The sequence below is a fragment of the Caballeronia sp. ATUFL_F2_KS9A genome, assembly GCF_023630765.1.
Lineage (GTDB): Bacteria > Pseudomonadota > Gammaproteobacteria > Burkholderiales > Burkholderiaceae > Caballeronia > Caballeronia zhejiangensis.
In genome coordinates, this window is sequence record NZ_JALQEK010000024.1 from 80,976 (window position 1) to 106,618 (window position 25,643).

Below are 25,643 nucleotides of genomic sequence, written 5' to 3' on the forward strand. Positions count from 1 at the left end.
GTGACTCGCTTGTGACTGTCACCGAAGCTCCGCACAATGTTTCAATCGAGGAAGATAAGCACGAAGGCCGATCGAATATAAAAGCACAGGGAGAGTTCCATGCATCGCTTCATCATCATCGGCGGAGGCGCAGGCGGCCTCGAACTCGCAACTCGTCTCGGCGACCGTTTCGGCTCGACGGATTCCAAAACGCCGCCGAAAGCGCAAGTCACGCTCGTCGACCGCAACCCGACGCATATTTGGAAACCGCTCCTGCATGAAGTCGCGGCGGGCAGCATGGATCCCTTCACGCAGGAACTCGAATACGCGGCACAAGCCCTGTGGCACGGCTTCGAGTTTCAGCAGGGTGAACTCGTCGGACTGAATCGGGCGGCGAAGCGCATCACGATCGGCGCGTTGCGCGATGAAGAAGCCGGCGAACTGCTGCCCGAGCGCGAGTTGGAGTACGACACGCTCGTCATCGCGATCGGCAGCACGACGCATTTCTTCGGCGTCGAAGGCGCGCAGCAGAATTCGATCGCGCTCGATACCGTCGGTCAGGCGGAGCTCTTCCGCAAGCGCCTGATCGCGGCCTGCATGCGCGCGGAGCATTTCGCACCGGAACCCGTCGCGGCGGGCGTGGACGAAGTCGACGAAGAGCCCGGCGTCGATCCCGTGCCGCGCATTCAGGTGGCGATCGTCGGCGCGGGCGCGACGGGCGTCGAATTGTCGGCGGAATTGCGCAATACCGCGCAAGTGCTTTCCGCATACGGCTTGCACAAGCTCGATCCGAAGCACGATATCGGCATCGTGCTGATCGAGGCCGGGCCACGCATTCTGCCCGCATTGCAGGAACGCGTGTCCAGCGCGACGGCGGAACTGCTGACCAAGCTCGGCGTAAAGCTGATGACGGGCGAAACCGTCGCGCAGGTCTCGCGCGACACGATCCGCACGGCGAGCGGCAAGACGATTCGCGCGGATCTCACAGTCTGGGCGGCGGGCATCAAGGCGCCCGCGATTCTCAACAATCTCGACGGACTTCCGACCAATCGTCTCGGCCAGCTCGTCGTGCGCCGCACGCTGCAAACCGAAACCGACGAGAACGTCTTCGCGCTCGGCGATTGCGCCGCGTGTCCGTGGCCCGGCAACGAGCGCAACGTTCCGCCGCGCGCGCAGGCCGCGCATCAGCAGGCGAGCTTCCTCTTCAAGTCGTTCGAGCGGATGTTGCAGGGCAAGCCGTTGCCCGAGTACACGTATCGCGATTTCGGCTCGCTGGTGTCGCTCGGCCATTACAGCGCGGTCGGCAATCTGATGGGCGGGTTGATCGGTGGCAACATGCTGATCGAAGGCCTCTTCGCGCGCTTCATGTACATGTCGCTGTATCGCCTGCATGTGGCCGCGCTGCACGGCTATGCGCGCATGGTGCTCGATACTGTCGCGCACTGGCTGCGCCGTTCCACCGCCCCGCGTGTCAAGCTGCACTGACGGAACAGATCCGCTGCGCCGTTCGTTTAAAGCTGTTTAGAATGAGCGGCGCGCTTAATGCATAACGCGCGTTCATCGTCGTGCAGCGCCGCGCGTCGTGACGCCTTGATCGCGTCGCGCGGATTTCAACGATCCTCGCCGTCGCGCGATCGAGTACGCGCCGCGACGGCATTGCCGCGGGAGCTTCGTATGCTAGACCCTGAAGTCGACAGCCTCATTCCGCACGTCCCGTTCAACCGACGCAATTTCATCAAGGCGACCTTCGGCACCGGCTTCGCGGCCGCCGTGCTGCCGGTGTCCGCGCAAACCGTTCACACCGACAGCGATGGGCTGGAAGCCGGCGCCATCGGCATACGCGGCGCGGATGGCACGCTCGTGCCGGCGTACCGCGCGCAGCCCAAAGGCAAGACGCATTTGCCGGTCATCATCGTGATTCACGAGATTTTCGGCGTGCACGAGCATATCGCCGACGTCTGCCGGCGCTTCGCCAAGCAGGGTTATCTCGCCATCGCGCCGGATCTCTACACGCGTCAGGGCGATGCGTCGGCCTACAAGTCGATGCAGCAGCTCAACGAACAACTCGTGTCGAAAGTGCCCGATGCACAAGTGATCTCCGACATCGATCAGACGGTCAAATGGGCGGGCGAGCATGGCGGCGATCCGAAGCGCGTCGGCATTACCGGGTTTTGCTGGGGCGGGCGCATCACCTGGCTCTATGCCGAGCACAATCCCAATGTGAAGGCGGCCGTGGCGTGGTACGGACGGCTCGTCGGCAACAAGACCGAGAACACGCCGGCCAATCCGATCGACCTCGCGAGCCAGCTCAAAGTGCCGGTGCTCGGCCTATATGGCCGGCAGGATCAGAGCATCCCGCAGGATACGATCGAGCAGATGAAACAGGCGCTCGCGAACGACCCGCCGCCCGCGAAAGACTCGCAGTTCGTCGTGTACGACGACGCGCCGCATGCGTTCTTCGCGGATTATCGGCCGAGCTATCGCAAAGCCGACGCCGAGGACGGATGGAAGCGCGCGCTCGCGTGGTTCCGCGAGCACGGCGTCAAATAACGGCGTTCACGGATTCGGGCCGGTCGCGACGGGCCGGCCCGGATCGGCGCTCCACTCGCTCCACGAGCCGGGATAGAGCGCCGCGCCGTGCAGGCCGGCGATCTCCATCGCGAGCGCGTTATGGCATGCCGTCACGCCCGAGCCGCATTGCAGGACGACGCGGTCCGCCGGCGTCGTGCCGACGAGCGAACCGAACGCCTCGCGCAGTTCGTGCGCGGTCTTGAAGCGGCCTTCCGCCGTCAGATTGTTCTTGAAAAAGTGATTCAGCGCGCCGGGAATGTGCCCGCCGACAGGATCGATCGTCTCATTCTCGCCGCGGTAACGATCGGCGGCGCGCGCATCGATCAGCAGATGATCGCGCGTGCCGATGCTGCGCTCGATCGCCGGGGCGTCGATCGTCACCTGAAGCGGCGCGCCGGCCTTGAACGTGCCCTGCCTCTTCGGCGGCACGGCGGTATCGAGCGGATTGCCCGCGGCTTCCCAGGCCTGCAGGCCGCCGTCGAGCAACGCGACGGAATCGTGCCCGAGCCAGCGCAGCAGCCACCAGAGACGCGCGGCGTACATGCCGCCGTGGGCATCGTACGCGACTACTTGCTGGCCCTCGTTCAGGCCGAAGCTGGCCAGTTTGGCGACGAGCGCGGCGCGCTCCGGCAGCGGATGACGCCCGTTCGTGCCCGTCTTGACGCCGGACAGATCTCGATCCAGATGAAGATAGTGCGCGCCGGGAATATGCCCTTGCGCATAGGCCGCTTCGCCGGATTCGGGCGCGGCCAGATCGAAGCGGCAATCGAAGACGAGCATGCTGCCGGGCGCGGCGGCGAGCCGTTCGGCGAGATTCGCCGCCGAGATGAGCGTGGTGTAGTGGGTGTGCGGCATGACGGCTCCTGTGCGTCGCTCATGTGCGAGACTTGAACCGTTAGTCTAAACAAAAAGGCGGGCCTGAAAGCCCGCCTTTTCGTAACTCTGGCCGAACGGCCTATATCAGATCGCGCCGAGCTGATGCCGCAAGAACTCGTGGAAGTGCTGCATGCCGGATTCCATCGGGCTCTGATACGGCCCGACCTGATTCTCGCCGCGCGACATCAGCGCGCGCCGGCCCGCGTCCATGCGCTCGCCGATTTCGTCGTCCTCACGCGCGGTTTCCATATACGCAGCGCGCTCGGCCTCGATGAACTCACGCTCAAAAAGCGCGATTTCCTCGGGGTAATAGAACTCGACGATGTTCGTCGTCTTCTGCGTGCCTTGTGGAATCAGCCACGACACGACCAGCACATGCGGATACCACTCGATCATCAGACCGGGGTAATACACCATCCAGATCGCACCGAACTCGGGCGGCGCGCCGTTGCGAAAGCGCAGGACTTCGTCGTGCCACTTGCGATACGTCGGGCTGCCCGGCTTTTCCAAGTTCTTGTGGACGCCCACGGTCTGGACGCTGTACCAGTCGCCGAATTCCCACTCGAGGTTGTCGCACGACACGAAGCTGCCGAGTCCCGGATGGAACGGCGCGACGTGATAGTCCTCGAGATAGACTTCGATGAACGTCTTCCAGTTGTAATTGCACTCGTGCACTTCGACGTGATCGAACATGAAGCCCGAAAAATCGAAGTGCTTTGCGGTGCCAAGCCGCGCGAGATCCGCGGCGACGTTGCGGCCCTCCGATTCGAAGAGCAGGCCTTGCCAGTTCTGCAGCGAAGTCTTGCCGAGGTTCAGGCAAGGCTTGTCCGCGAAATGCGGCGCGCCGAGCAGTTGACCGTTGAGATCGTAGGTCCAGCGATGCAGCGGGCAGACGATGTTGTCCGCGCTGCCGCGGCCATTGAGCATGATCGCCTGGCGATGGCGGCACACGTTGGACAGCAGTTCGATATTGTTCTGCTGATTGCGGACGAGCACGCGCCCTTCGCCTTCGCCCGGAAGCGCGAAATAGTTGCCCGCTTCGGGAACCATGAGTTCGTGCCCGACGTAGCGTGGACCTTGCTTGAAAAGTGTGTCGAGTTCGCGCGTAAGAAGCGCTTCGTCAAAGTAAGCCGTGACTGGCAGCTGACTGTGAATGGCGTTCAGCTGCAATGCATTGCTCAGATTGGACATTCCCACTCCCGTTAAGACGTGAAAGCAGTGAACAACCCAACCATCGAAGATTCGATTTAGGGAGCCCGCGATTATACCGAAATCCGCATCCTTGGGGTGCTTAAGGTCTTGATTTGGGTATAAATTGTCGCGAGAGTTCCTCGCAATCGTTGCGCCCGCGCGCTTGAATCGCACGTTCCTTCCCGATTGGCGGAGAATCCGGCAAAGCAATCTCGACGGTCCCGCGTGGACGGGATGCGGGTCGAAAATTTGGCTTTTGCCGTAGAATGTGCGACTTGGTTCCAAAAATTCAATTGCACATCCACGATTCATGGCGAAGACCGCTGTCCAGGAAACAGGCGAGCAAACCGGCGCAAGCGCACAGAGCGCGGACGCCGCCCCGCTTCCCGAGAATTACGAGGCGGCGCTGGCAGAACTCGAATCGCTCGTCGCGCGCATGGAAGAGGGCGCGCTGAGCCTCGAGGAATCGCTTGCGGCATACCGCCGCGGCGCAGCGCTTGTCGGCTTTTGCCAACAGCAACTCGAAAAAGTTGAGCAGCAGGTACGCGTTCTCGATGGCGAGACGCTCAAACCGTTGCCCGCCGAGGTGCAGCGCGCCACGCAGGGTGCCGGAGCGACGAACGACGACGGGGACGACGACCTATGACCTTCGAACAATGGATGCGCGCGACGCTCGATCGCGTCGAGACGGCGCTGGAACACTATCTTCCGGGCACGGACGTCGCGCCGGCGCGCCTGCACGAAGCCATGCGCTACGCGGTGCTGGGCGGCGGCAAGCGCGTGCGGCCCCTGCTCGTCCACGCGGCGGGCGAGCTGACCGGCGCGAGCGCGCAGGCCGTCGAAGCGGCGAGCGCGGCACTCGAGATGATCCACGTCTATTCGCTGGTGCATGACGATATGCCCGCCATGGATGACGACGCGTTGCGTCGCGGCAAGCCTACCGTACACATCCAATATGACGAAGCGACGGCACTGCTCGTCGGTGACGCGCTGCAATCGCAGGCGTTCGTCGCATTGACGGCGGAAGGCAACGGTTTGAGCGATGCCCAGCAAGCCGCGCTCGTGCGCGAGCTGGCGGTCGCGAGCGGCTCGCTCGGCATGGCGGGCGGTCAGGCGATCGACCTGGAAAGCGTCGGCCGCAAGCTGTCGCGCCCCGAGCTCGAGACGATGCATCGCAAGAAAACAGGTGCGCTGCTGCGCGCATCGGTCCGCATGGGCGCGCTCGCGGGCACGCATCCCGGCGCGGAAGCGCTGACGTCGCTGGATCGGTATGCGGCAGCGATCGGTCTCGCATTCCAGGTCGTCGACGACATCCTGGACGTCACCGCCGATTCCGCCACGCTCGGCAAGACCGCCGGCAAGGACGCGCAGCACGACAAGCCCACTTACGTATCGATCATCGGGCTCGATGCGTCGCGCGAACTCGCTGCGCAACTGGGCCGCGACGCGCACGCCGCGATCGAGCCGTTCGGCGCGCGCGGCCAGCGTCTCGCCGAGCTTGCCGACCTGGTCGTGAACCGGGTGAATTGATTGTTGAACGCGTGACGAACCCCACGGTGCGAAGAAAGAAACAATCGCACCGAACGAATCACGCCAGTTTTCCTAAAATGGGACGACGATGTACGACTTGCTGAAAACCATCGACGATCCGGCCGATCTCCGCGCCCTCGATCGCCGCCAATTGCAACCGCTGGCCGACGAGCTGCGAGCCTACGTGCTCGATAGCGTGTCCCAGACGGGCGGCCATCTGTCGTCCAATCTGGGCACGGTGGAGCTGACCATCGCGTTGCACTATGTGTTCGATACGCCTAATGACCGCATCGTCTGGGACGTCGGTCATCAGACGTATCCGCACAAGATCCTGACCGGCCGCCGCGATCAGATGCCGGGGCTGCGTCAGCTCGGCGGCATCTCCGGTTTCCCGCGCCGCGCCGAATCCGAATACGACACCTTCGGCACCGCGCATTCGAGCACGTCGATTTCGGCTGCGCTCGGCATGGCGATCGCCAACAAGCTGCAGGGCGACAACCGCTTTTCGATCGCTGTGATCGGCGACGGCGCGATGACCGCGGGCATGGCCTTCGAAGCGATGAACAACGCGGGCGTCGCCGACGACGTGCCGCTGCTCGTCATCCTCAACGACAACGACATGTCGATTTCGCCGCCGGTCGGCGCGTTGAATCGCCATCTCGCGCGTCTGATGTCGGGCCGTTTCTACGCCGCCGCGCGCGCGGGCGTCGAACGCGTGCTGCGCCATGCGCCGCCCGTGCTCGATCTCGCGCGCAAGCTCGAAGAGCACGCGAAGGGCATGATCGTACCGGCCACGCTATTCGAGGAGTTCGGCTTCAACTACATCGGCCCGATCGACGGTCACGATCTCGATTCGCTGATCCCGACGCTGCAGAACATCAAGGAACTGCGCGGCCCGCAATTCCTGCACGTCGTCACGAAGAAAGGCCAGGGCTACAAGCTCGCGGAAGCCGATCCGGTGCTGTATCACGGTCCGGGCAAGTTCAATCCGGCTGAAGGCATCAAGCCGTCGACGGCGCCATCGAAGAAGACTTACACGCAGGTGTTCGGCGAATGGCTGTGCGACGCCGCAGCGCAAGACTCGCGCGTGGTCGGCATCACGCCGGCGATGCGCGAAGGCTCCGGCATGGTCGAGTTCGAGAAGCGCTTCCCGGACCGCTATTTCGATGTCGGCATCGCCGAACAGCACGCGGTGACCTTCGCGGGCGGCCTGGCCGCGGACGGCATGAAGCCGGTCGTCGCCATCTATTCGACCTTCCTGCAACGCGCGTATGACCAACTGATCCACGACGTCGCGCTGCAGAATCTGCCAGTCGTGTTCGCGATCGATCGCGCGGGCCTCGTCGGCGCGGACGGCGCGACGCACGCGGGCAACTACGATCTCGCGTTCCTGCGCTGCATCCCGAACATGACGGTGATGGCCGCGTCGGACGAAAACGAGTGCCGCCAGATGCTCCACACGGCGCTGCAGCAGCCGAACCCGACGGCCGTGCGCTATCCGCGCGGCGCGGGCACCGGCGTGGCGACGGTCAAGCAGATGACCGCGATTCCGGTCGGCAAGGGCGAGATTCGCCGCGAGTCGTCGCAAAAGCTGGGCTCGGGCAAGCGCATCGCGATTTGCGCGTTCGGCACGATGGTCGCGCCGTCGCTCGCCGCCGCCGAGGAACTGGATCTGACCGTCGCCAACATGCGCTTCGTGAAACCGGTCGACGCCGATCTGCTGCGCGAACTCGCCGCCACGCACGACGCGATCGTCACGATCGAAGAAGGCACGATCATGGGCGGCGCGGGTTCCGCGTGCGTCGAAGCGCTGCTTGCAAGCTCCATCGTGAAGCCCGTGCTGCAACTCGGCTTGCCGGACGTGTTCATCGATCACGGCGATCCGGCCAAGCTGCTGTCGAGCGTCGGACTGGACGCGGCTGGCATCGCCAAGTCGATTCGCGAGCGCTTCATCGACGCAATCGAAAGCGCCAACGCAGGGAAGCTGACGAAGCGCGTCGCCTGACGACGCCTCGCTCGAACGGCGCGCTCGGGGTGCGCCGTGCATCAACGCTTTGGCACACGGCGCGGGCATCGTCCCGCGCCGTGTGCGCTTGAACGTATCGACCCGCTCGCGTCTTGCGCGACGCGCGGCGCATAAGGACAAAACAAATGAATCAGATGAATCCCGCCTTCGTGATGCCCGACGTCCAGAGCACGCCCGACACGCGTCAGATCGCGATTCAGCGCGTCGGCGTCAAGGGCGTGCGCTATCCGCTGACGGTGCTGACGGAAGACGGGCTGAAGCCGACCGTCGGCGTATGGAACCTCGACGTGCATCTGCCCGCGGAACAGAAGGGCACGCACATGTCGCGTTTCGTCGCGTTGCTGGAAGAGAACCGGCTGCCGGTCGATCAGCACGCGCTGCGCGGATTGCTCTCGCTGATGCTGGCGAAGCTCGAAGCGCACTCCGGCCGTATCGAAGTGACGATGCCGTACTTCGTCATGAAGACCGCGCCGGTCTCGGGCGTGAAGAGCTTGCTGGACTACGAAGTGACGTTTATCGCCGAGCGGCGTGACGGCGACACGCGCATGTCGATCAAAGTGCTCGTGCCGGTGACGAGCCTGTGCCCGTGCTCGAAGAAGATTTCGCAGTACGGCGCGCACAACCAGCGCTCGCACGTCACGATCGCGGCGGAATTGGCCGACGAGATGCCGGTCGAGGAACTGATCCGCATCGCCGAGGAAGAGGCGTCGTGCGAACTGTGGGGCTTGCTGAAGCGTCCGGACGAGAAGTTCGTCACCGAGCGCGCGTATGAAAATCCGAAGTTCGTCGAGGACCTCGTGCGCGATGTCGCGACGCGCCTGAACGCCGACGCGCGCATCGTCGCCTATACGCTCGAAGCCGAGAACTTCGAGTCGATCCACAATCACAGTGCGTATGCCGTGATCGAGTGCGACAAGCGCCGCGACGCCTGAACGTCTAGGCAAGCGCCGTTTCCGCGGAAACGTGCGCTTCCCGCACCGATTCCACCACGAGCGACGCCAGCCGCTCGACGAGCGGCGAGCCCTTTCCCGACGCGCGATGCAGCGCGAGCGGAATCGACGGCAGCGCGGGCAAACCGCCTTCGCCGCCATCGAGCGGACGAACGGTCGACGGCAGGCCGTAGCTCGTTCGCACCGTCACGCCGAGTCCCGCCGCTGCCGCCGCCCACAGTCCGGACAGGCTCGGGCTCGTGAACGCCACACGCCATTTGATGCCCGCACGGTCGAGCGCCGCCGCCGCCGCGCTGTGGAAGAGACACGGCCGATCGAAAACGATGAGCGGCAAGGGCTCGTCGGCGTCGAAATGCCAGGGAACGGTCGATGACGCGATCCAGCGCATCGGCGGCGCGGCGATCGGCTCGGGCAGATTCGACGCCTGACTTTCATCCGGCACGCCCGCCGCACCCCACACGAGCGCGAGATCGAGCTGCGCGCCGCCGATGCGCTCCAGCAGTTCCGTATTGCGCGCGACGCGCGCTTCGATCCGCACTTTCGGGTGCGCTCGCGCGAAGCGTCCGAGCACATCGGGCAGCACGACTTCGCCGAAATCTTCCTGCAGACCGAGCCGGATCCAGCCTTCCAGATCGACGCCGCGAACCGCGACTGCGGCTTCGTCGTTCAGCTCGACGAGCCGCCGCGCGTAGTTGAGCATGACCTCGCCGGCATCGGTGAGTGCGAGCCCGCGTCCCGATTTGCGAAACAGCGGTGTGCCCGCCTGTTCTTCCAGCTTGTGAATCTGGGCGCTGACGGCGGACGTCGAACGCCCGACGCGATCGGCTGCTTTCGCGAAACTCCCGAGGTCCACGCCCGCGACGAAGCTGCGCAACACCGCGAGGTCGAAGGTTGTCTGGCTCATGATGACAGTCCCGATTTGATGAACGGTCCGTCGCAAACTTTGCGATTTTCAGGATGATGTTAAGCGTTCAAACTGGCCCCAGTCAACTTTTCGATGGACTGCGACATGGCCATTTCTCTCGCTTTGAACACCAAAACCGCACTCGGCGATGGACACCGCTGGAAAGTGCTCGGCGTGGGCGTCGCGGCGAACGCGAGCGTGTCGGCGGCGGCGACGGGCTTTCCGACGACCGCCGTCTGGGTGCGCGGCGCCTACCATCTGAGCAACGGGCAACTGGGCGTCGTGCTGGGCGCCCTAGGCTTGGGCGTCGCGCTGTCCGAATTGCCGTGGGGCGTTCTCACCGACAAGTGGGGCGACCGTCCCGTCCTGCTGACCGGTCTTTTTTCGACGGCCGCGGTGCTCGTCGCGATGACTTTGTTCGCGACGCCCGCGACGGCGAGCTTCGGCTGGCTCGTCTTCGCGATGTGCGCGCTGGGCCTGCTCGGCGGCAGCGTCAACGGGTCGAGCGGACGCGCGGTGATGGCGTGGTTCGGCGAAGGCGAGCGCGGCCTCGCGATGAGCATTCGCCAGACGGCTGTGCCGCTCGGCGGCGGCATCGGCGCGGCGTTGCTGCCGTGGCTCGCGTCGTCGCATGGTTTCGGGGCGGTATTCGGCGCGCTGGCCGCGATGTGCGCGCTGTCCGGCATTTTCGCCTGGCGCTGGCTTCACGAGCCGGCTGAAGCCGTTCATCGGGCGATTCGGAGCGCAGGCGCCGCGCCGCTGAAAAACGCGCTGGTCTGGCGCGTCGTGCTGGGCATCGGCATCTTGTGCGTGCCGCAGTTCGCGGTGCTGAGTTTCGCGACGATCTTCATGCACGACGCCGCGCACTTCGGCCTGACCGCGATCAGCGCGACGATGGCCACGCTCCAGATCGGTGCGATCGCGATGCGCGTCTGGAGCGGCCGCCACACCGACCGGCACCGCAACCGCCGCACGTACCTGCGCGTATCGACGATCGTCGCGTGCGCGTCGTTCGTCGTGCTCGGTATCGCGACGGCGCTCGGCGCGGTCCATTGGCCCGTTTTGCTCGCGGCGATGCTGATTCTCGCGGGCGTCTGCGTGTCGGCATGGCACGGCGTCGCGTACACGGAACTGGCGACGCTCGCGGGCACCGAACGCGCGGGCACCGCGCTCGGCATGGCGAACACGGCGGTCTTCGTCGGCTTTTTCGTGACGCCGCTCGCCATTCCGCACGTGCTCGCGATCGGTTCCTGGCCGATGGTCTGGCTCGGGGCGGGCGTGTGCGCGTCGCTCGCGTGGCCGTTGTTTCCGAGGCCCGCGCGCGCTTAAACTGGCCGTCCACGTCATCACCACCACGCGGAGCGCATCTTGATTCTCATCGGCCAATACGATTCCCCGTTCGTGCGGCGCGTCGGCATCGCGCTGAAGCTCTACGACATGGCGTTCGAGCATCGCCCGTGGTCGGTGTTCGGCGACGCCGACAAGATCGCGCCGTACAACCCGCTGTGCCGCGTGCCGACGCTCGTGCTCGATTCCGGCGATACGCTCATCGAAAGCACGATGATCCTCGACTATCTCGACGCAGAGGCGGGCGATGCGCGCGCTTTGATTCCATCGGGCGGGCCGGAGCGACGTCAGGCGCTGAAGGTCTGCGCGCTCGCGACCGGTCTCGCCGACAAGGCCGTCGCGCTCGTCTACGAACGCGTGCTGCACAAGGAGAAATCGCAGGCGTGGCTCGATCGCTGCACGGGGCAGGTCGAGCGTGTGTTGAATGCGCTGGAAGCGGACCGCGCTGCGCGCGCGACGCCTTACTGGTTCGGCGATGCAATCGGCCACGCCGATATCGCCGTGGCCTGCGCGCTGCGCTTCGCGCGCGAGGCGCATCCGGAAATTTTCAGCTCGACGCGCTGGCCGACGCTCATCGGCCATAGCGATCGCTGCGAAACGCTGCCCGTCTTCAAGGCGATCGTGCAGCCGTTCAATCCGCCTCGATAAAGTGGCTCAGGCGCGCGCGAGCGACGTGAGATCCCAGCGCGGCTTCACGGTGAACGCGTAGTCGCGCACGGCCTGCTCCGGCCAGCGCGACAGGCGCAGCGCGCCCGCGAGCGCGATCATCGCGCCGTTGTCGGTGCATAGCGACAGGTCGGGGTAATGCACGTCGAAGCGGCGCTTTTTCGCCGCCGCCGACAGCGCCTCGCGCAACTGCCGGTTCGCGCCGACGCCGCCCGCCACGACGAGCCGCTTCAACCCCGTTTTCTTCAGCGCGGCGAGCGATTTAGCGACGAGCACGTCCACGGCCGCATCGACGAAACCGCGCGCGAGATCGGCCTTGGCCTGCTCGCAGACGTTGTTGCCGAGCTTGCGGCTGTGCGTGAGCACGGCGGTTTTCAGGCCGCTGAAGCTGAAATCGAGATCGCCGGAATGGAGCATCGGACGCGGCAGCGCGACCGCGCCGGGCGTGCCGAATTCCGCGAGCCGCGACACTTCCGGCCCGCCCGGATAGCCGAGGCCGAGCAGCTTCGCGGTCTTGTCGAAGGCTTCGCCGGCGGCGTCGTCGAGTGTTTCGCCGAGCGTCTCGTAGACGCCGACATCGGTCACGCGCATCAACTGCGTGTGTCCGCCGGACACGAGCAGCGCGACGAACGGAAAGGGCGGCGGCGCGTCGACGAGCAGCGGCGACAGCAAATGCCCTTCCAGATGATGGATGCCGACGGTCGGCTTGTCCCACGCCATCGCCAGCGCATTCGCGATGCTCGCGCCGACGAGCAGCGCCCCCGCGAGCCCCGGCCCTTGCGTGAACGCGATGGCGTCGATGTCGCCGCGCTGTGCGCCGGACTTGTCGAGCACTTCCTCCAGCAGCGGCAGCGCGCGGCGGATGTGATCGCGCGAAGCCAGTTCGGGCACGACGCCGCCGTAATCGCGATGCATCGCGATCTGCGAATGAAGGGCGTGCGAAAGCAGGCCGCGCTCGGTGTCGTAGAGTGCGAGGCCGGTTTCGTCGCAGGAGCTTTCGATGCCTAGAACTAGCATGGATTCAATGCGTTAGAGGAACAGAAAAGTATAGCAGCGGGCGTGATCGAGCGTGTCGAAGGTAAAATGCGCGCCATGGAATCCTTCGATATCGCCGTCATCGGCGCGGGCGCGGCCGGCATGATGTGCGCGGCCGTGGCCGCTCAATCCGGACGCCGCGTCGTCCTCATCGACCACGCAGAGCGTCTCGCCGAAAAAATCCGCATCTCCGGCGGCGGGCGCTGCAACTTCACGAACATCAACGCGCAGCCTGCCAATTTTCTGTCGGCGAATCCGCATTTTTGCCGCTCCGCGCTCGCCCGCTACACGCCGCGCGATTTTCTCGCGCTGCTCAAGCAATACCGCGTGAAGTGGCACGAGAAGCACAAGGGCCAGCTCTTCTGCGACGACTCCAGCGAGACCATCATCGACGTGCTCAAAAGCGAGTGCGATGCCGGTCGCGTCGCGTGGCGGCGTCCGGTCGCCGTGCATGAGGTCCGTCACGACGGCGCGCGTTTCGCGCTCGATACGAACGCGGGCACGATCGGCGCGGCGGCGCTCGTGATCGCGACCGGCGGCCTGTCGATCCCGAAGATCGGCGCGACGGATTTCGGCTATCGCGTCGCCAAGCAGTTCGGCCACAAGCTCGTCGATACGCGTCCCGCGCTCGTGCCGCTCACGTTCACGTCCGCCGACTGGGCGCCGTTCGCGCAGCTGTCGGGGCTTTCGCTGCCGGTTCGCATCAGCACGGGCAAAGGCAAGACGCGCGGCGAATTCGACGAAGACTTGCTGCTCACGCATCGCGGCGTGTCGGGGCCGGGCGTGCTGCAGATTTCGAGCTACTGGAACACGTCGGAGCCGATTCACGTCGATCTGCTTCCCGACCTCGATCCGACCGCCATGCTGATCGAAGCCAAAGCCGGCTCGAAAAAGCAGATCGGCAATTTTCTGGCCGAGCACGTTCCCGCGCGTCTCGCGCACGCGTGGCTCGAAGCGCAGCGCGTGCCGGTCGACGCGCGCCTCGCCGATCTGCCGGATCGCACGCTGAAAGCGATCGGCGCATCGCTATCGGACTGGACGCTCACGCCGAGCGGCACCGAAGGCTATCGCAAGGCGGAAGTCACGCGCGGCGGCGTCGACACGCGCGAGCTTTCATCCGCGACGATGATGAGCGAGCGCGTCGCGGGGCTCTATTTCATCGGCGAGGCGGTCGATGTCACCGGCTGGCTCGGCGGCTATAACTTCCAGTGGGCGTGGGCTTCGGGCGTCGCCGCGGGCAAGGCCGCCGCGGAGTACGCGCGAGACGCGGCGACGACCGCCTGAGGGCGTCCGTCCGGGGGTTTTGGCGAGTCTCGAAACGCGGACCCGTTTGCTATACTCGGACGGTCATCGGAGGATTCTCTCCGCTTTCCGCTGGCGCCAGGAAGGCTGTCTGCTAATCCCGCTTGAGGAGGCGTTCCCAAGCGGGTTTTTGCATTCGCGGGACCGCCGCGCGCCGGCCGGAATTCAAACTTTCGCAATTGCACCGGGTGAACGATGAGCCTCAAAGACCAGATCAACGACGACATGAAGACTGCCATGCGCGCGAAGGAAACCGAGCGTCTCGGCACGATTCGCCTGCTGCTCGCGGCAATCAAGCAGCGCGAAGTCGACGATCGCGTCACGCTCGACGACGCGGGCATCACCGCCGTCATCGACAAGATGATCAAGCAGCGCAAGGATTCGATCAGCCAGTTCGAAGCCGCGAGCCGCACCGATCTCGCCGACAAGGAGAAAGCGGAGCTGGCGGTGCTGGCGGCGTATATGCCCGAACAGCTTTCCGCCGAAGCGATCGCTGCCGAAGTCCAGGCAGCCGTCGCCGCGACCGGCGCCGCCGGGCCGCAGGACATGGGCAAGGTGATGGGCGTGCTGAAGCCGAAGCTCGCCGGCAAGGCCGACATGACCGCCGTCTCCGCGCAGGTGAAAGCCGCACTCGCCAAGTAACGTCCGCAGCTTTCGATCGGTGATTCCGCACGCTTTCCTGCAGGATTTGCTCAACCGCGTCGACATCGTCGACGTGGTGGGCCGCTACGTCCAGTTAAAAAAGGGCGGCGCGAATTTCATGGGCCTTTGCCCGTTTCACAACGAGAAAAGCCCGTCGTTCACGGTCAGCCCGACCAAGCAGTTCTATCACTGCTTCGGCTGCGGCGCGCACGGCACCGCGATCGGCTTTCTGATGGAGCACACCGGGCTCACGTTTCCCGAGGCCGTGAAAGACCTGGCGCAAGGCGCCGGCCTGACGGTTCCGCAGGAGCCTTCCAACTCGTTCCGCGGTGGCGGCGGCGACAGCGCACCGAGCAAGGCGGTCAGCGTCGCGTTGACGGACGTCATGCAGACCGCGTGCGATTTCTATCGCAAGCAGTTGCGCGGCGCGCCGAACGCCATCGAATATCTGAAAAAGCGCGGCTTGACCGGTGAGGTCGCCGCGCGCTTCCGGCTCGGCTACGCGCCGGATGGCTGGCAGAACCTCGAAGCGGCCTTTCCCGATTATCGGGATGAAAACCTGGTCGAGTCGGGTTTGGTGATCGTCAGCGAAAAAACGGATTCTCAAGGACAGGCGCGACGTTACGATCGTTTTCGCGAACGCGTGATGTTCCCGATCCGCAATGTGAAGGGCAACGTGATCGGCTTCGGCGGGCGCGTGCTCGATGGTGGCGAGCCTAAATATCTGAACTCGCCGGAGACGCCGCTGTTCAGCAAGGGCAGCGAGCTGTACGGCCTGTTCGAAGCGCGCTTGGCGATTCGTGAACTGGGTTACGTGCTCGTCGTCGAAGGGTATATGGACGTCGTCGCGCTCGCTCAACTGGGTTTTGCGAACGCCGTGGCGACGCTCGGCACGGCGTGTACGCCGATCCACGTGCAGAAGCTGTTTCGTCAGACGGATACCGTCGTCTTCAGTTTCGACGGCGATTCGGCCGGGCGGCGAGCCGCGCGTCGCGCGCTGGAAGCGGCGCTGCCGCACGCTGCGGACAACCGGACCATCAAGTTCCTCTTTCTGCCGAAGGAGCACGATCCGGACAGCTACGTGCGCGAGTTCGGCACGGACGGGTTCGGCGAGCAGGTCGATCGCGCGATGCCGCTGTCGCAGTTCCTGCTGAACGAGGTACTGAACGACAAGGAGCTGGAGCAGCCCGAAGGCCGAGCGAAAGCGCTCTTCGACGCTAAACCGCTGCTGCAGGCGCTGCCCGCAAACGCGTTGCGGGTGCAGATCCTGCATATGCTCGCGGACCGGCTCGACACGCCGTTCACCGAAATCGCCGCGCTATGCGACATCGATTCGCGCGCTGCGGCCGTCGCGCGGGCAAACGTGCCGAAGAGCGAGCGGCGCCGCGTCACCGGACAGGAACAGCGCGCGCTGCGCAATCTGGTGATGTATCCGGGCATCGCGGTTTCGCTCGATCAGGACAGCGAGCGCACCCTCGTAACGATGACCGAGCACGGCGAATTGTTCAGCGAAGTGATCTCGCACGCGCGCGAACTCGGCGATGCCGCGCAGTTCCAGTTGCTGTCGGAGATCTTGAGAAATGCAGCAAACGCGCCCACATACGACGATATCTTTCAGGAAATTCTCGCCTATGATGAAAACGTTCGCGATTTGCTGATGCGCGATCCGTCCGATGAGGACGCGGCGCAGCGAGTCGAGGAACAAAAGCGTCTGCTGGCGGAAGAATTGCAAGCAACAGTGGTGAAGCTGAGGCACGACAGCTACCGGGCGCGGCTGGATCAACTGGCGCGGCAATCGAGTCTGTCGGCGGAAGAGGTCGCGGAGTTCTCGGAGTTGTCGGCGAGAGTGGCGCAGATCAAGGCTGGGCGGGGCGCCGGCGCGGATGGCGCAAGGTGAGAATGCTATAATAAAAAGTTCAAGTGAATTGCTTTTTGTCAACTGTTCAGGCGCTTTCGTCGTTTTTTCACGGTAGATGGGCGACAGCGGTCGAGCAGTTGGCAAAGGGCATGTGAAGTTGTTTGCAGAGGGAAGCGAAGCAGGAAGGCGCTGGCTGAATGGGCCGTAGGCGACGAAGGTGGCACACGCCGCATAAGTCACACGAAACGGGCCGATAAGCACGCCGGCGAACAGACGGGCGCAAGGGAAGCGGCTGCTATCGAGGGTAGGGCGAGGAGACGATTCACACTCGTCCGAACCGCGATGGCGCCCCGGGCAGGGCACGCAGGACGAAGCAGCGTGCGCGTATTGGGTATTCACGGTTCCATCGGCTGTTGTCCAGCAGCCGCGAGTCGAGACTAAAGCCGGTATGGCGAACTCCATGACGAAAAAGCTGAACGATGTATCCGTCGAAGACGACGCAATGCAAAACGCAGAGTCTGGCGCCGCTCCTGCGGCGAAGGTCGAAAAGGCGAAGGCCCGCGATCGCCGCGCGAAGGAAAAAGCGCTGCTGAAGGACGCGTTCTCGTCGAGCGCGCCCGGCACCGTCGAGGAATTGGAAGAGCGGCGCGGCAAGCTGCGCGCGCTCATCAAGCTCGGCAAGGAGCGCGGCTTCCTCACCTACGGCGAGATCAACGACCACCTTCCGGACAACTTCACGGAAACCGAGGCGATCGAAGGCATCATCAGCACGTTCAATGACATGGGCGTGGCGGTGTACGAGCAAGCGCCCGATGCCGAAACGCTGCTGCTGAACGACAACGCGCCGAACGCGTCGTCCGACGACGAAGTCGAGGAAGAGGCCGAAGTCGCGCTTTCCACGGTCGATTCCGAATTCGGCCGCACGACCGATCCGGTCCGCATGTACATGCGCGAGATGGGCACCGTCGAACTGTTGACGCGCGAAGGCGAAATCGAGATCGCGAAGCGTATCGAAGACGGCCTCAAGCACATGGTCATGGCGATCTCCGCGTGCCCGACGACCATCGCCGACATTCTCGCGATGGCCGAGCGCGTGCAGAACGAGGAAGTGCGCGTCGATGAACTCGTCGACGGCCTGATCGATCCGAACGCGCAGGACACCGATGGCTTCTCCGAGCAGGAAGCGGAAGCGATCGAATCGGAAGAAGAAGAGACCGCGGAAGAGGGCGAAGAGGAAGAGGAAGAAGAGGACGACGGCAGCGCGCAGGCAAGCGCGAACGCCGCTCAACTCGAAGCACTCAAGCTCCAGTCGCTCGAGAAGTTCGCGCTCATCAGCGAATGGTTCGACAAGATGCGCCGCGCCTACGAGAAGGAAGGCTATAAATCGAAGGCATATCTGAAGGCGCAGGAAGCCATTCAGACGGAACTCATGAACATTCGCTTCACCGCGCGTACCGTCGAGCGCCTGTGCGATACGCTGCGCGCGCAAGTGGACGAAGTGCGTCAGGTCGAGCGGCAGATCCTGCATACGGTTGTCGACAAGTGCGGCATGCCGCGCGCCGAGTTCATCACGCGATTCCCCGGCAACGAGACGGATCTCGAATGGTCCGACAAGGTCGTCGCCGAGGGTCACGAGTACAGCGCGGTGCTGGAGCGCAATATTCCGGCGATCCGCGAGCAGCAGCAGCGTCTGCTGGATTTGCAGGCGCGCGTCGTTCTGCCGTTGAAGGATCTGAAGGAAACCAACCGTCAGATGGCGGCGGGCGAGTTGAAGGCGCGTCAGGCGAAGCGCGAAATGACGGAGGCGAATCTGCGCCTCGTGATTTCCATCGCGAAGAAGTACACGAATCGTGGCCTGCAGTTCCTCGATCTGATCCAGGAAGGCAACATTGGCTTGATGAAGGCGGTGGACAAGTTCGAATATCGTCGCGGCTACAAGTTTTCGACGTACGCGACGTGGTGGATTCGTCAGGCGATCACGCGTTCGATCGCGGATCAGGCGCGCACCATTCGCATTCCGGTCCACATGATCGAAACGATCAACAAGATGAACCGTATTTCGCGGCAGATCTTGCAGGAGACCGGGCTCGAGCCGGATCCGGCGACGCTCGCCGAGAAGATGGAAATGCCCGAGGACAAGATCCGCAAGATCATGAAGATCGCGAAGGAGCCGATCTCCATGGAAACGCCGATCGGCGACGACGACGATTCGCATCTCGGCGATTTCATCGAGGATACGAACACGGTGGCGCCGTCCGATGCCGCGCTGCATGCATCGATGCGCGACGTCGTGAAGGACGTGCTCGATTCGCTGACGCCGCGCGAGGCGAAGGTGCTGCGCATGCGGTTCGGGATCGAGATGAGCACGGATCACACGCTGGAAGAGGTCGGCAAGCAGTTCGACGTGACGCGTGAGCGGATTCGCCAGATCGAGGCGAAGGCGCTGCGCAAGCTGCGGCATCCGAGCCGGTCGGACAAGTTGAAGTCGTTCCTCGAAGGCAACTGACGGGACTTGTTTTGAGAGGCGTTGTCAGGCAAACTCGCTACCCTTCGTAGTCGCCTCGCGCAATGTTCTGAAGTGACAGAAAGCGCCGTTTGCGGCGCTTTCTTTTTGCACGCTCTGCCTGCACAGGGCCGGAAGCTTAACTGGTATAAGCTGTCGACTCATAATCGACCGATAGTGGGTTCGAGCCCCACCCGGCCCACCAGCACTTGCTCAAAAGTATCAGGGGGTTAGTGTGCCGTTAAGCATAAAATGGCCACCTGGACAGGTTATGCTTTATTGTCCGATAGGCCACTTTATGCTTTAACGTCTCGCTCTGTGGCGCCTGCGGCTGGCGATCCTTGCCTCCCCGCCTACAAGCCTCGCTGTGACGCCATACTGCATCCGGCGCCAACTCCGCGCTGATCTATCTCTTCACTACCGACTTCGCTCGAACTGTCAACGGACCCACAATCCGGTCCTGCTCCAGCAACCGTCCGTACACCTGCACCTACGAAATCGCCGTCGCCGGACGCTCGCAGCGGGCTTTCCCTGGAGCTGGGCAAGCCCACACCTAAGCGCATCGCCTCAGGCGCCCCATAGCGTGGCTTGATGGCTATCCAGTGCACCGCCGACCACCTGCCTGGAGTTGACCGCTCGCCAATCCGCTTTGAGCAACTCCATGAACAACAAAACGAATCTGCATTACCGGCAAGTTGCCCACCGCCGGCCGGCGTCGTGGTCGGAGATAGCCGACCCGCCGACCGGCCGTGGACAACTTGCGGCACCATCCAAGCCATAGCGAACAAGCCTCGCCACGATTCAACGGCGCAACCGGCCACGAAAGTGGCCGCCCCAGCCACTCGACCCGGACGACTGCAAAGCCCCCGGCACTAGCCAAGCAAGTAATTGCGAGCAAATCACTAAAAGCCAGGAATATTTCATGGTTGCCAGCGCGCAGAGGGCGATCGCTACGGCGACCGCGCCTAGGGCGACCGCTCTGCCGCGCCCCCGGCGCGTCACACTCGATGGAACGGAGCGGGAAATCAAGGAGGCCATCACGAGAGCGGGGAAGCCGCCGTGCCAGAACATCCATATCCAGACTGCCGTTTGCGGCCCCGCGCCGAGCAAACCCGTGGGCGAGAAGATCCCGGGAAACACAACTAACTGAATGGCGGCGATCACGCTGGTAAAAGCGTACGCCCCGCTGAGCGCTGCGAAGAGCAACCTTCCGGAGACTGCGTACTGAGTCCAGAGCAGCAGCGCGGTCAGCCCCTCGGTGACGGCGACCCAAGTGGCGAATACGGGTAGGAAGGCGGGAATGACCGGACCTGTGTCCTTGGCGTGCGGCCAGACGAGGACGGCCGCAAAAATCGACAGAGCCGCCGTAGCAGCGGCCATCGCGCGGTGGCGCCCCGTGGATGGGATGTGAATGAGCGTGGTTTGCATCGTAGGAGAAGGCGTAAGCGCGACCACTGCCGCTGTAACCCCTCGGCCAAGGAATCTAACCTTCGTTTAACGGCCGCAGGCCAGGATTCTTGACAAACCGTGGGTTCGCCACTTGCTATCGGCGTTTGGCAACGGTAGCTTCGTTCGATCGATGCCGACGACGCGCTACATGACCTACACCGACGAATCAGGCCCAGAAAGCCGAGTAACGGGAACGGACCATTGACTCGCGGCCCGTACCAAAACGCCACCATATGGCGCTCGTGCTGCGAGGATGACCGCGCTATCGCTTAGGCGAGGCATGGCTAGAAGAGAATTTTGCGAACGCTGACAGCTGGAGCGCTCGGGCAAAAAGCCTGCGTTGACTCTGGGAACCCTTCTTACAGGTATCGCGCTATGACCCCCAACAACGAATCGGTGCACGAGGTAGTCGTCTGTCCAGACGAACATGCAGGATGGCGCATTGAGGTTCCCGATCCTGATCGCCCCCGAGGTGTCTTCGTAACTATTGTGGCGGAGAGACAAGAGGCGCTGGATCTTGCCGCGCGCCTCTATCGCAACGCGCGGATCAAGGTCGCCGACGATTCTGCCACCACATGACAAAGCGCTCCTCGCGCGCTGGCGGGCCGAGCACCGACGAGCCATTGCCGGAGTCCATCGCTCCGCGACTGGCCACGCTCGCACGGCGGCCGCCCGCAGCAGGCGACCGGCTCTACAAGATCAAGTACAAATAGGCACCTCACCGCGCGTTGCCATGCAAGGGCTTGTCCAGCAAGGCTGTCTCAGAACGCCTGTCACGGTTCAAATTCTTGCGCTGTTGCGTTTCGAATAGGCGCTCGTTTGAGCGAGTAACGTCGAGCCAGTGCGTCTTGTCGACCCACTTCGGCCGCTCGACGCCCGGAATGCCGAGCGTCTCTTGATGAACTGCTACGGCCTGTCGCTCGCGATCCTCGCTGACGCGTCGTCGGCCTTTGCCGTCATTGAGGCGGGTTTTATTCAACGTCTGCAGCCAGGCGGATTGCTGACCTTGGCGGCGTCGCGGCAGGACCGCAAACGCCAGCATCGGCGAACTCACACTCATGACCCTGAGCCGCCCATCGGACCTATGCACATTAGTGGCGGCTAGAATGCGCATCCGACTTTTGAACGCCTACGCTCCAGCAAGCTTCGCGGTCGTATAAGTCTCGCCGCATTGGTTCACAGAAATTGCATGACTTTACTGGCCATCAACGGCCGTCCGACAACCGTCGCTCATGCGCTCTGTAAACCCGGCCGAGAGCCCTGCATCGTTCCGCTTCAGGCTGGGCCATCGTTGCGCGCTTTCGAGCTAAATTGAATTTAGAAGGGCCGACTTACTAAGATCAAGTTTGCACGGCGACCCTCACAAGGTGAAACATCAGGGCAAACTTAAGTTTAGTGGTTGAGTGCATTGAATCAACGATGAAATGTATTCAAGGTGAAAAACGACGACCTCTTAGATACATACAGTAGGATACTTGTCTCGAATCGGTGCTCCCCGGTCTCTTCTAGAAAGGTACGAAGATAAAGGCTCGAAGCACATCTTGCAGTCGGGTCAACTTTTTCCTATCTTTCATGTAGCTTATGACCAAATAGGAGCAAGCATGGCCGATAATCCAGGGATCGCTATCAATTTGACCGCCGATGATTTGGTTAAGATCATCGAGGCCACTGCGGCCGCGCGTAAATCCGTTGCGCTGGCTCCGACCGGGGCTGGCCAGCCGAATCCCGGTCTGGCGGGAAAGGAACCGCTTCAGCCTTTGTGGTGCGGAATCCTTAATTGCGGTGGCAGCATCGAAGTGTGATCGCCGAGCGTCAGAACATTCAACCGAAAACTGGATATGCCGATCTTTAGAACTGACGCCGCGCGGCTTATTTACGAGCGGTTGAATGCTGACGTCAATCTGCTCAAGCAGCAGGGTCCGAAGGACGGACTAGATCTGCTCGTGCTTAACATTAGCGAAGGATGCAATCTAGCATGCAGCTATTGCTTTGCTGATAGAGGTCAGTATGGTGCGGAGCACGCACGCTGGATGTCCGACGATACCGCGTTTCGTTCTATTGACTGGGCTTATACGTCGTATGGAAACTTGAAGGCCATCAAATTTTTTGGCGGTGAACCACTTCTCAGGCTGTCGACTCTTCGGGCGGCAAGTGAATACGCATTGAAAAAGGCGCTTTCGCTTGGGCATGAGGCTCCCAAGTTGGTCGCGATAACAAATGCGACGCGGTACGATAGCCAAGTTCGAGAATGGATAGAGGAACATCAACCAGCCATAACAGCTAGCATCGATGGCCCAAAAAAATTGCACGATTTATTTCGGATATTTCCTAATGGCCGGGGAAGCTTCGAATCTGTCGACAGAAATATCAAGCGGATGCTGGAGGAGACCGGTAGGCCAACCGCGCTCGAGTGTGTCTATTCGCCGTCTCACTTCGAGCAGGGTTACTCGATGGTTGATACGCATAAGTACCTGGTCGAACGTTATGGCATATCATCAATAATCCTTCATCCCGTACAAGCAATATCTAGTGACACTCTGCCCCATCGCCCGGCCACGATGGCGCGATATCGCGCAGCAATGTACGATCTGGCGCTTGAGTACGGTAGGTACCTAATGCTCGCTGCGCTGCGAACTGATGTTCCCGCGCACGCACGTGCGGCGCTGACGAGTATTGTCAGTGCACGGAAATCCGCAGACGCTCACTGTGGTCTAGCTATACATACGATAACGGTCAAGGCTAACGGCGATTTGACCCCTTGTTATACGCTCATCGGGCATGAACAGTTTTCTATGGGAAACATAAAAAATCACGACGAGCGAAAGTTTAGAAAGGTCGTGCAGATATTTAAAGGCAACCTAAAATCTCAGAATCCAATCTGCGCTAATTGCTCTATCTTAAAAACCTGCCACAGTTGCCCAGGCGACATGCATACTACAAATGGGTCGATTGACGCGCCGGTGTCATCTACTTGCGACTTCTTAACCGGTGTAACCGAAGGGCGAATCCTTGCGCTGAACGAAATCAGATCTGAACCAACTTGGGATCGGATCATGTAACTGCTGCTCAGACCGCGAAACGAGTCTCTAGTCGGATCGCGACCGACGTCGCACGGCGCATTGAAGCCACCTTCCCCTGTCGGCATTTACCGGGAAAAGGGCACAACTGAAAGCGGATCAGTAACGCTCAAGGCGTCAACACCTTGTTACGCGGCGGCGACCGCTCCGACTGCAGTTAGCTGACCGATTTTGACCGAGGGCTCATAGTCTATTGGTCCACACCGTTAGGCGACCAAGAGAACCCAGATCGCACCAGATCTATTCTAAAATTACTTGAAAGCTTTTACTTATGCGCTAGTCTTGCTAAACGGTCACCGAGCAAGTCGTGGCATACCGTGCGTAGTTTGATGTGAGGAAAGCTGACATTCCGGTCGTCAAGTGTCTGCTAACGAAGGAACTAGGGTAAGGGTACCTATATCGAGCCGGGGACCTTGTGATGATAAAAAAACTCATAGTGTCGGCGGTGGCCCTTGTCACTACTCTGTCAGAGCTCAGCTTCGCTGAGTCGGTACCGACCACTGCAGATGATTTGAGCGCATCAGTCGCCCGAATCCCCAAAGCTGAGCGTCCCCGAATCGCAGAGAAGCTCGCACAGATTCAATCGATAACCTTAAGCCAGATAAAGGAGATCCAAACGACGCTATTGAATATACGTTCCGACACAGTAACAGCCACCACGACCAAGGACTTAGCTCTGAACGCCAAAGAGCAGGACTTGATTGACACACGTCGTGCGTTTGTGGCATCGCAAGTCGCAAAACAGGTGGTTTCCGGGACCGCGGTCAATTTACCGCCGAAAGACTTGGAGCAGATTGTGCCGGACATGCTCGAAAGCATCGCGATAGCGTCAAATCCCATGCTTCCCACATGCGGTACGAGTCTGTCTTATCTGGGTGATTCTGCACAGGCTGGATGGCAAGATATACTCGGTAAATTTCTTAAAGACCACGGTGATGTACTCTCGAGCGTCGGGCGTCTCGAGATTGAAACAGAAACCGTTGGCCCACCCGATGCGTCGGGAATTCCGGCTAAGAAAAATGTACGCACGTCTGTAGGTAGTGCATTTGCGATCTCTCAACACCAAGTAGTTACTGCCGGGCATGTCGCAGCAATGTTCTGGGATCCGAAGACGAACGGGTTTCGCGACGGCGTGAAATCTGTGATTTTTGATACCGGGGGCGAGTACGAGTTCGGATGCAAAAAACCAAGTCCCGATGCTCGATCCGTACGTATCGCGACTGCGACTGAATACAAATATACGCCAAATGTCGCTCCGAAAAACGCGCCTGTCGATTTCGCGATACTCAGAATCGCCTCCGACGAGAAGCCATTGAACGCGACGCTCACCATTGCGGAGAATGTAAATATCCCCGTAAGTTCATTTATTATCGTAGTCGAGTACCCGGCGAATGACAACCGTGTGAACCAGATATTGTGGCGGTCGGCAATGAGCGTTCCCATCGAAGGGGGCGGAATGTTTCCCGTGACTAACATAAAACGTGTTGCACCGGGAATGATCGTACCTGCTTGTGAAAATTCAGCATCTTTACATGTTACTCACGATGCCACGACACTCAATAGGAGTTCCGGTGCTCCGATCCTTGATGCTGCGACAGGTCAAGTTATTGGCTTGCAGGTGTCAGGTTTCCGCGACCTCGGTGGAGTCGGTCAATATTGCAATCTCGGGATAAAAGCAAACAACGCAACATTCGCAAATGCTGTCTTAGAGAAGTAATCGAGACATTCGAATATGCG

General features: G+C 62.0%; 22 protein-coding genes and 1 tRNA gene. 17 read left to right on the top strand and 6 right to left on the bottom strand.

Annotated elements, in window-relative coordinates:
• The first annotated feature begins 99 nt into the window (after nt 1–99).
• Together NCS67_RS14180 and NCS67_RS14185 are read left to right on the top strand one after the other, a co-directional pair.
• Entirely contained in the window at nt 100–1,464 is a 1,365-nt protein-coding gene (locus NCS67_RS14180; RefSeq protein WP_250435476.1) for an NAD(P)/FAD-dependent oxidoreductase, read from the top strand.
• A 189-nt stretch (nt 1,465–1,653) separates the two neighbouring features.
• On the top strand, nt 1,654–2,529 hold the full coding sequence (locus tag NCS67_RS14185; RefSeq protein ID WP_175982507.1) for a dienelactone hydrolase family protein: 876 nt from the start codon (nt 1,654–1,656) through the stop codon (nt 2,527–2,529).
• A 6-nt stretch (nt 2,530–2,535) separates the two neighbouring features.
• Here NCS67_RS14185 and NCS67_RS14190 read toward each other — a convergent pair whose 3' ends face one another.
• Both NCS67_RS14190 and NCS67_RS14195 read right to left on the bottom strand, forming a co-directional pair.
• Nucleotides 2,536–3,405 (bottom strand): sulfurtransferase, encoded by an 870-nt coding sequence (locus NCS67_RS14190; RefSeq protein WP_008353971.1) that lies wholly within the window; start codon nt 3,403–3,405, stop codon nt 2,536–2,538.
• Nucleotides 3,406–3,510: 105 nt separating this feature from the next.
• Nucleotides 3,511–4,617 (bottom strand): aromatic ring-hydroxylating oxygenase subunit alpha, encoded by a 1,107-nt coding sequence (locus NCS67_RS14195; protein WP_008353970.1) that lies wholly within the window; start codon nt 4,615–4,617, stop codon nt 3,511–3,513.
• 310 nt (nt 4,618–4,927) lie between these two features.
• Here NCS67_RS14195 and NCS67_RS14200 point away from each other — a divergent pair, with 310 nt between their 5' ends.
• The 4 genes from NCS67_RS14200 to folE2 all read left to right on the top strand — a co-directional run bounded on the left by NCS67_RS14200 (nt 4,928) and on the right by folE2 (nt 9,105).
• Nucleotides 4,928–5,263 carry an exodeoxyribonuclease VII small subunit gene (locus tag NCS67_RS14200; RefSeq protein ID WP_008353969.1) on the top strand — a complete coding sequence of 112 codons (336 nt, stop codon included), beginning with the start codon at nt 4,928–4,930 and terminating at the stop codon, nt 5,261–5,263.
• Nucleotides 5,260–6,147 (top strand): polyprenyl synthetase family protein, encoded by an 888-nt coding sequence (locus tag NCS67_RS14205; RefSeq protein WP_008353968.1) that lies wholly within the window; start codon nt 5,260–5,262, stop codon nt 6,145–6,147. Before NCS67_RS14200 ends, NCS67_RS14205 begins: the two co-directional genes overlap by 4 nt.
• 88 nt (nt 6,148–6,235) lie before the next feature.
• A complete protein-coding gene (gene dxs / locus NCS67_RS14210; RefSeq protein WP_250435477.1) occupies nt 6,236–8,152 on the top strand; it encodes a 1-deoxy-D-xylulose-5-phosphate synthase in 1,917 nt (638 codons plus the stop codon).
• Nucleotides 8,153–8,298: 146 nt separating this feature from the next.
• Nucleotides 8,299–9,105, top strand: a complete 807-nt coding sequence (folE2, locus tag NCS67_RS14215) for a GTP cyclohydrolase FolE2 (protein WP_250435478.1) — start codon at nt 8,299–8,301, stop codon at nt 9,103–9,105.
• Nucleotides 9,106–9,109: 4 nt separating this feature from the next.
• Here the strand turns inward: folE2 and NCS67_RS14220 are convergent, their stop codons facing one another.
• Nucleotides 9,110–10,027, bottom strand: a complete 918-nt coding sequence (locus NCS67_RS14220) for a LysR substrate-binding domain-containing protein (RefSeq protein WP_175982503.1) — start codon at nt 10,025–10,027, stop codon at nt 9,110–9,112.
• 105 nt (nt 10,028–10,132) lie between these two features.
• On the opposite strand from NCS67_RS14220, the gene NCS67_RS14225 reads away from it, so the two are divergent.
• Both NCS67_RS14225 and NCS67_RS14230 read left to right on the top strand, forming a co-directional pair.
• Nucleotides 10,133–11,356: an MFS transporter gene (locus NCS67_RS14225; protein ID WP_250435479.1), complete on the top strand. Its 1,224-nt coding sequence runs from the start codon at nt 10,133–10,135 to the stop codon at nt 11,354–11,356.
• A gap of 39 nt (nt 11,357–11,395) precedes the next feature.
• Complete coding sequence (locus NCS67_RS14230; RefSeq protein ID WP_175982501.1) at nt 11,396–12,022, top strand: glutathione S-transferase family protein; 627 nt, start codon at nt 11,396–11,398, stop codon at nt 12,020–12,022.
• Nucleotides 12,023–12,028: 6 nt separating this feature from the next.
• Here the strand turns inward: NCS67_RS14230 and tsaD are convergent, their stop codons facing one another.
• Nucleotides 12,029–13,057 (bottom strand): tRNA (adenosine(37)-N6)-threonylcarbamoyltransferase complex transferase subunit TsaD, encoded by a 1,029-nt coding sequence (tsaD, locus tag NCS67_RS14235; protein ID WP_250435480.1) that lies wholly within the window; start codon nt 13,055–13,057, stop codon nt 12,029–12,031.
• A 75-nt stretch (nt 13,058–13,132) separates the two neighbouring features.
• On the opposite strand from tsaD, the gene NCS67_RS14240 reads away from it, so the two are divergent.
• The 5 genes from NCS67_RS14240 to NCS67_RS14260 all read left to right on the top strand — a co-directional run bounded on the left by NCS67_RS14240 (nt 13,133) and on the right by NCS67_RS14260 (nt 19,585).
• Complete coding sequence (locus NCS67_RS14240) at nt 13,133–14,359, top strand: BaiN/RdsA family NAD(P)/FAD-dependent oxidoreductase (RefSeq protein WP_250435481.1); 1,227 nt, start codon at nt 13,133–13,135, stop codon at nt 14,357–14,359.
• 213 nt (nt 14,360–14,572) lie between these two features.
• Nucleotides 14,573–15,019 (top strand): GatB/YqeY domain-containing protein, encoded by a 447-nt coding sequence (locus tag NCS67_RS14245; protein ID WP_008353959.1) that lies wholly within the window; start codon nt 14,573–14,575, stop codon nt 15,017–15,019.
• A gap of 19 nt (nt 15,020–15,038) precedes the next feature.
• Complete coding sequence (gene dnaG / locus NCS67_RS14250; protein ID WP_250435482.1) at nt 15,039–16,916, top strand: DNA primase; 1,878 nt, start codon at nt 15,039–15,041, stop codon at nt 16,914–16,916.
• Nucleotides 16,917–17,325: 409 nt separating this feature from the next.
• Entirely contained in the window at nt 17,326–19,383 is a 2,058-nt protein-coding gene (gene rpoD / locus NCS67_RS14255) for an RNA polymerase sigma factor RpoD (protein WP_075583507.1), read from the top strand.
• A gap of 125 nt (nt 19,384–19,508) precedes the next feature.
• Nucleotides 19,509–19,585 (top strand) — tRNA-Ile (locus tag NCS67_RS14260).
• A 596-nt stretch (nt 19,586–20,181) separates the two neighbouring features.
• On the opposite strand, the gene NCS67_RS14265 is transcribed toward NCS67_RS14260, so the two are convergent.
• Nucleotides 20,182–20,808, bottom strand: coding sequence for an MASE4 domain-containing protein (locus NCS67_RS14265; RefSeq protein ID WP_250435484.1), 627 nt, complete (start codon nt 20,806–20,808; stop codon nt 20,182–20,184).
• A gap of 396 nt (nt 20,809–21,204) precedes the next feature.
• Between NCS67_RS14265 and NCS67_RS14270 the strand changes: the two genes are divergently transcribed.
• Entirely contained in the window at nt 21,205–21,408 is a 204-nt protein-coding gene (locus tag NCS67_RS14270) for a hypothetical protein (RefSeq protein WP_250435486.1), read from the top strand.
• A 139-nt stretch (nt 21,409–21,547) separates the two neighbouring features.
• Here the strand turns inward: NCS67_RS14270 and NCS67_RS14275 are convergent, their stop codons facing one another.
• Nucleotides 21,548–21,889, bottom strand: a complete 342-nt coding sequence (locus NCS67_RS14275) for a hypothetical protein (protein WP_250435487.1) — start codon at nt 21,887–21,889, stop codon at nt 21,548–21,550.
• A gap of 541 nt (nt 21,890–22,430) precedes the next feature.
• On the opposite strand from NCS67_RS14275, the gene NCS67_RS14280 reads away from it, so the two are divergent.
• The 3 genes from NCS67_RS14280 to NCS67_RS14290 all read left to right on the top strand — a co-directional run bounded on the left by NCS67_RS14280 (nt 22,431) and on the right by NCS67_RS14290 (nt 25,623).
• Nucleotides 22,431–22,631: a hypothetical protein gene (locus NCS67_RS14280; protein WP_250435488.1), complete on the top strand. Its 201-nt coding sequence runs from the start codon at nt 22,431–22,433 to the stop codon at nt 22,629–22,631.
• A 36-nt stretch (nt 22,632–22,667) separates the two neighbouring features.
• The gene (locus tag NCS67_RS14285; protein WP_250435489.1) at nt 22,668–23,888 is read left to right on the top strand and encodes a radical SAM/SPASM domain-containing protein; all 1,221 of its coding nucleotides are present in this window, start codon (nt 22,668–22,670) and stop codon (nt 23,886–23,888) included.
• 436 nt (nt 23,889–24,324) lie between these two features.
• Nucleotides 24,325–25,623: a trypsin-like serine peptidase gene (locus NCS67_RS14290; RefSeq protein WP_250435490.1), complete on the top strand. Its 1,299-nt coding sequence runs from the start codon at nt 24,325–24,327 to the stop codon at nt 25,621–25,623.
• The last annotated feature ends 20 nt before the right edge of the window (nt 25,624–25,643 follow it).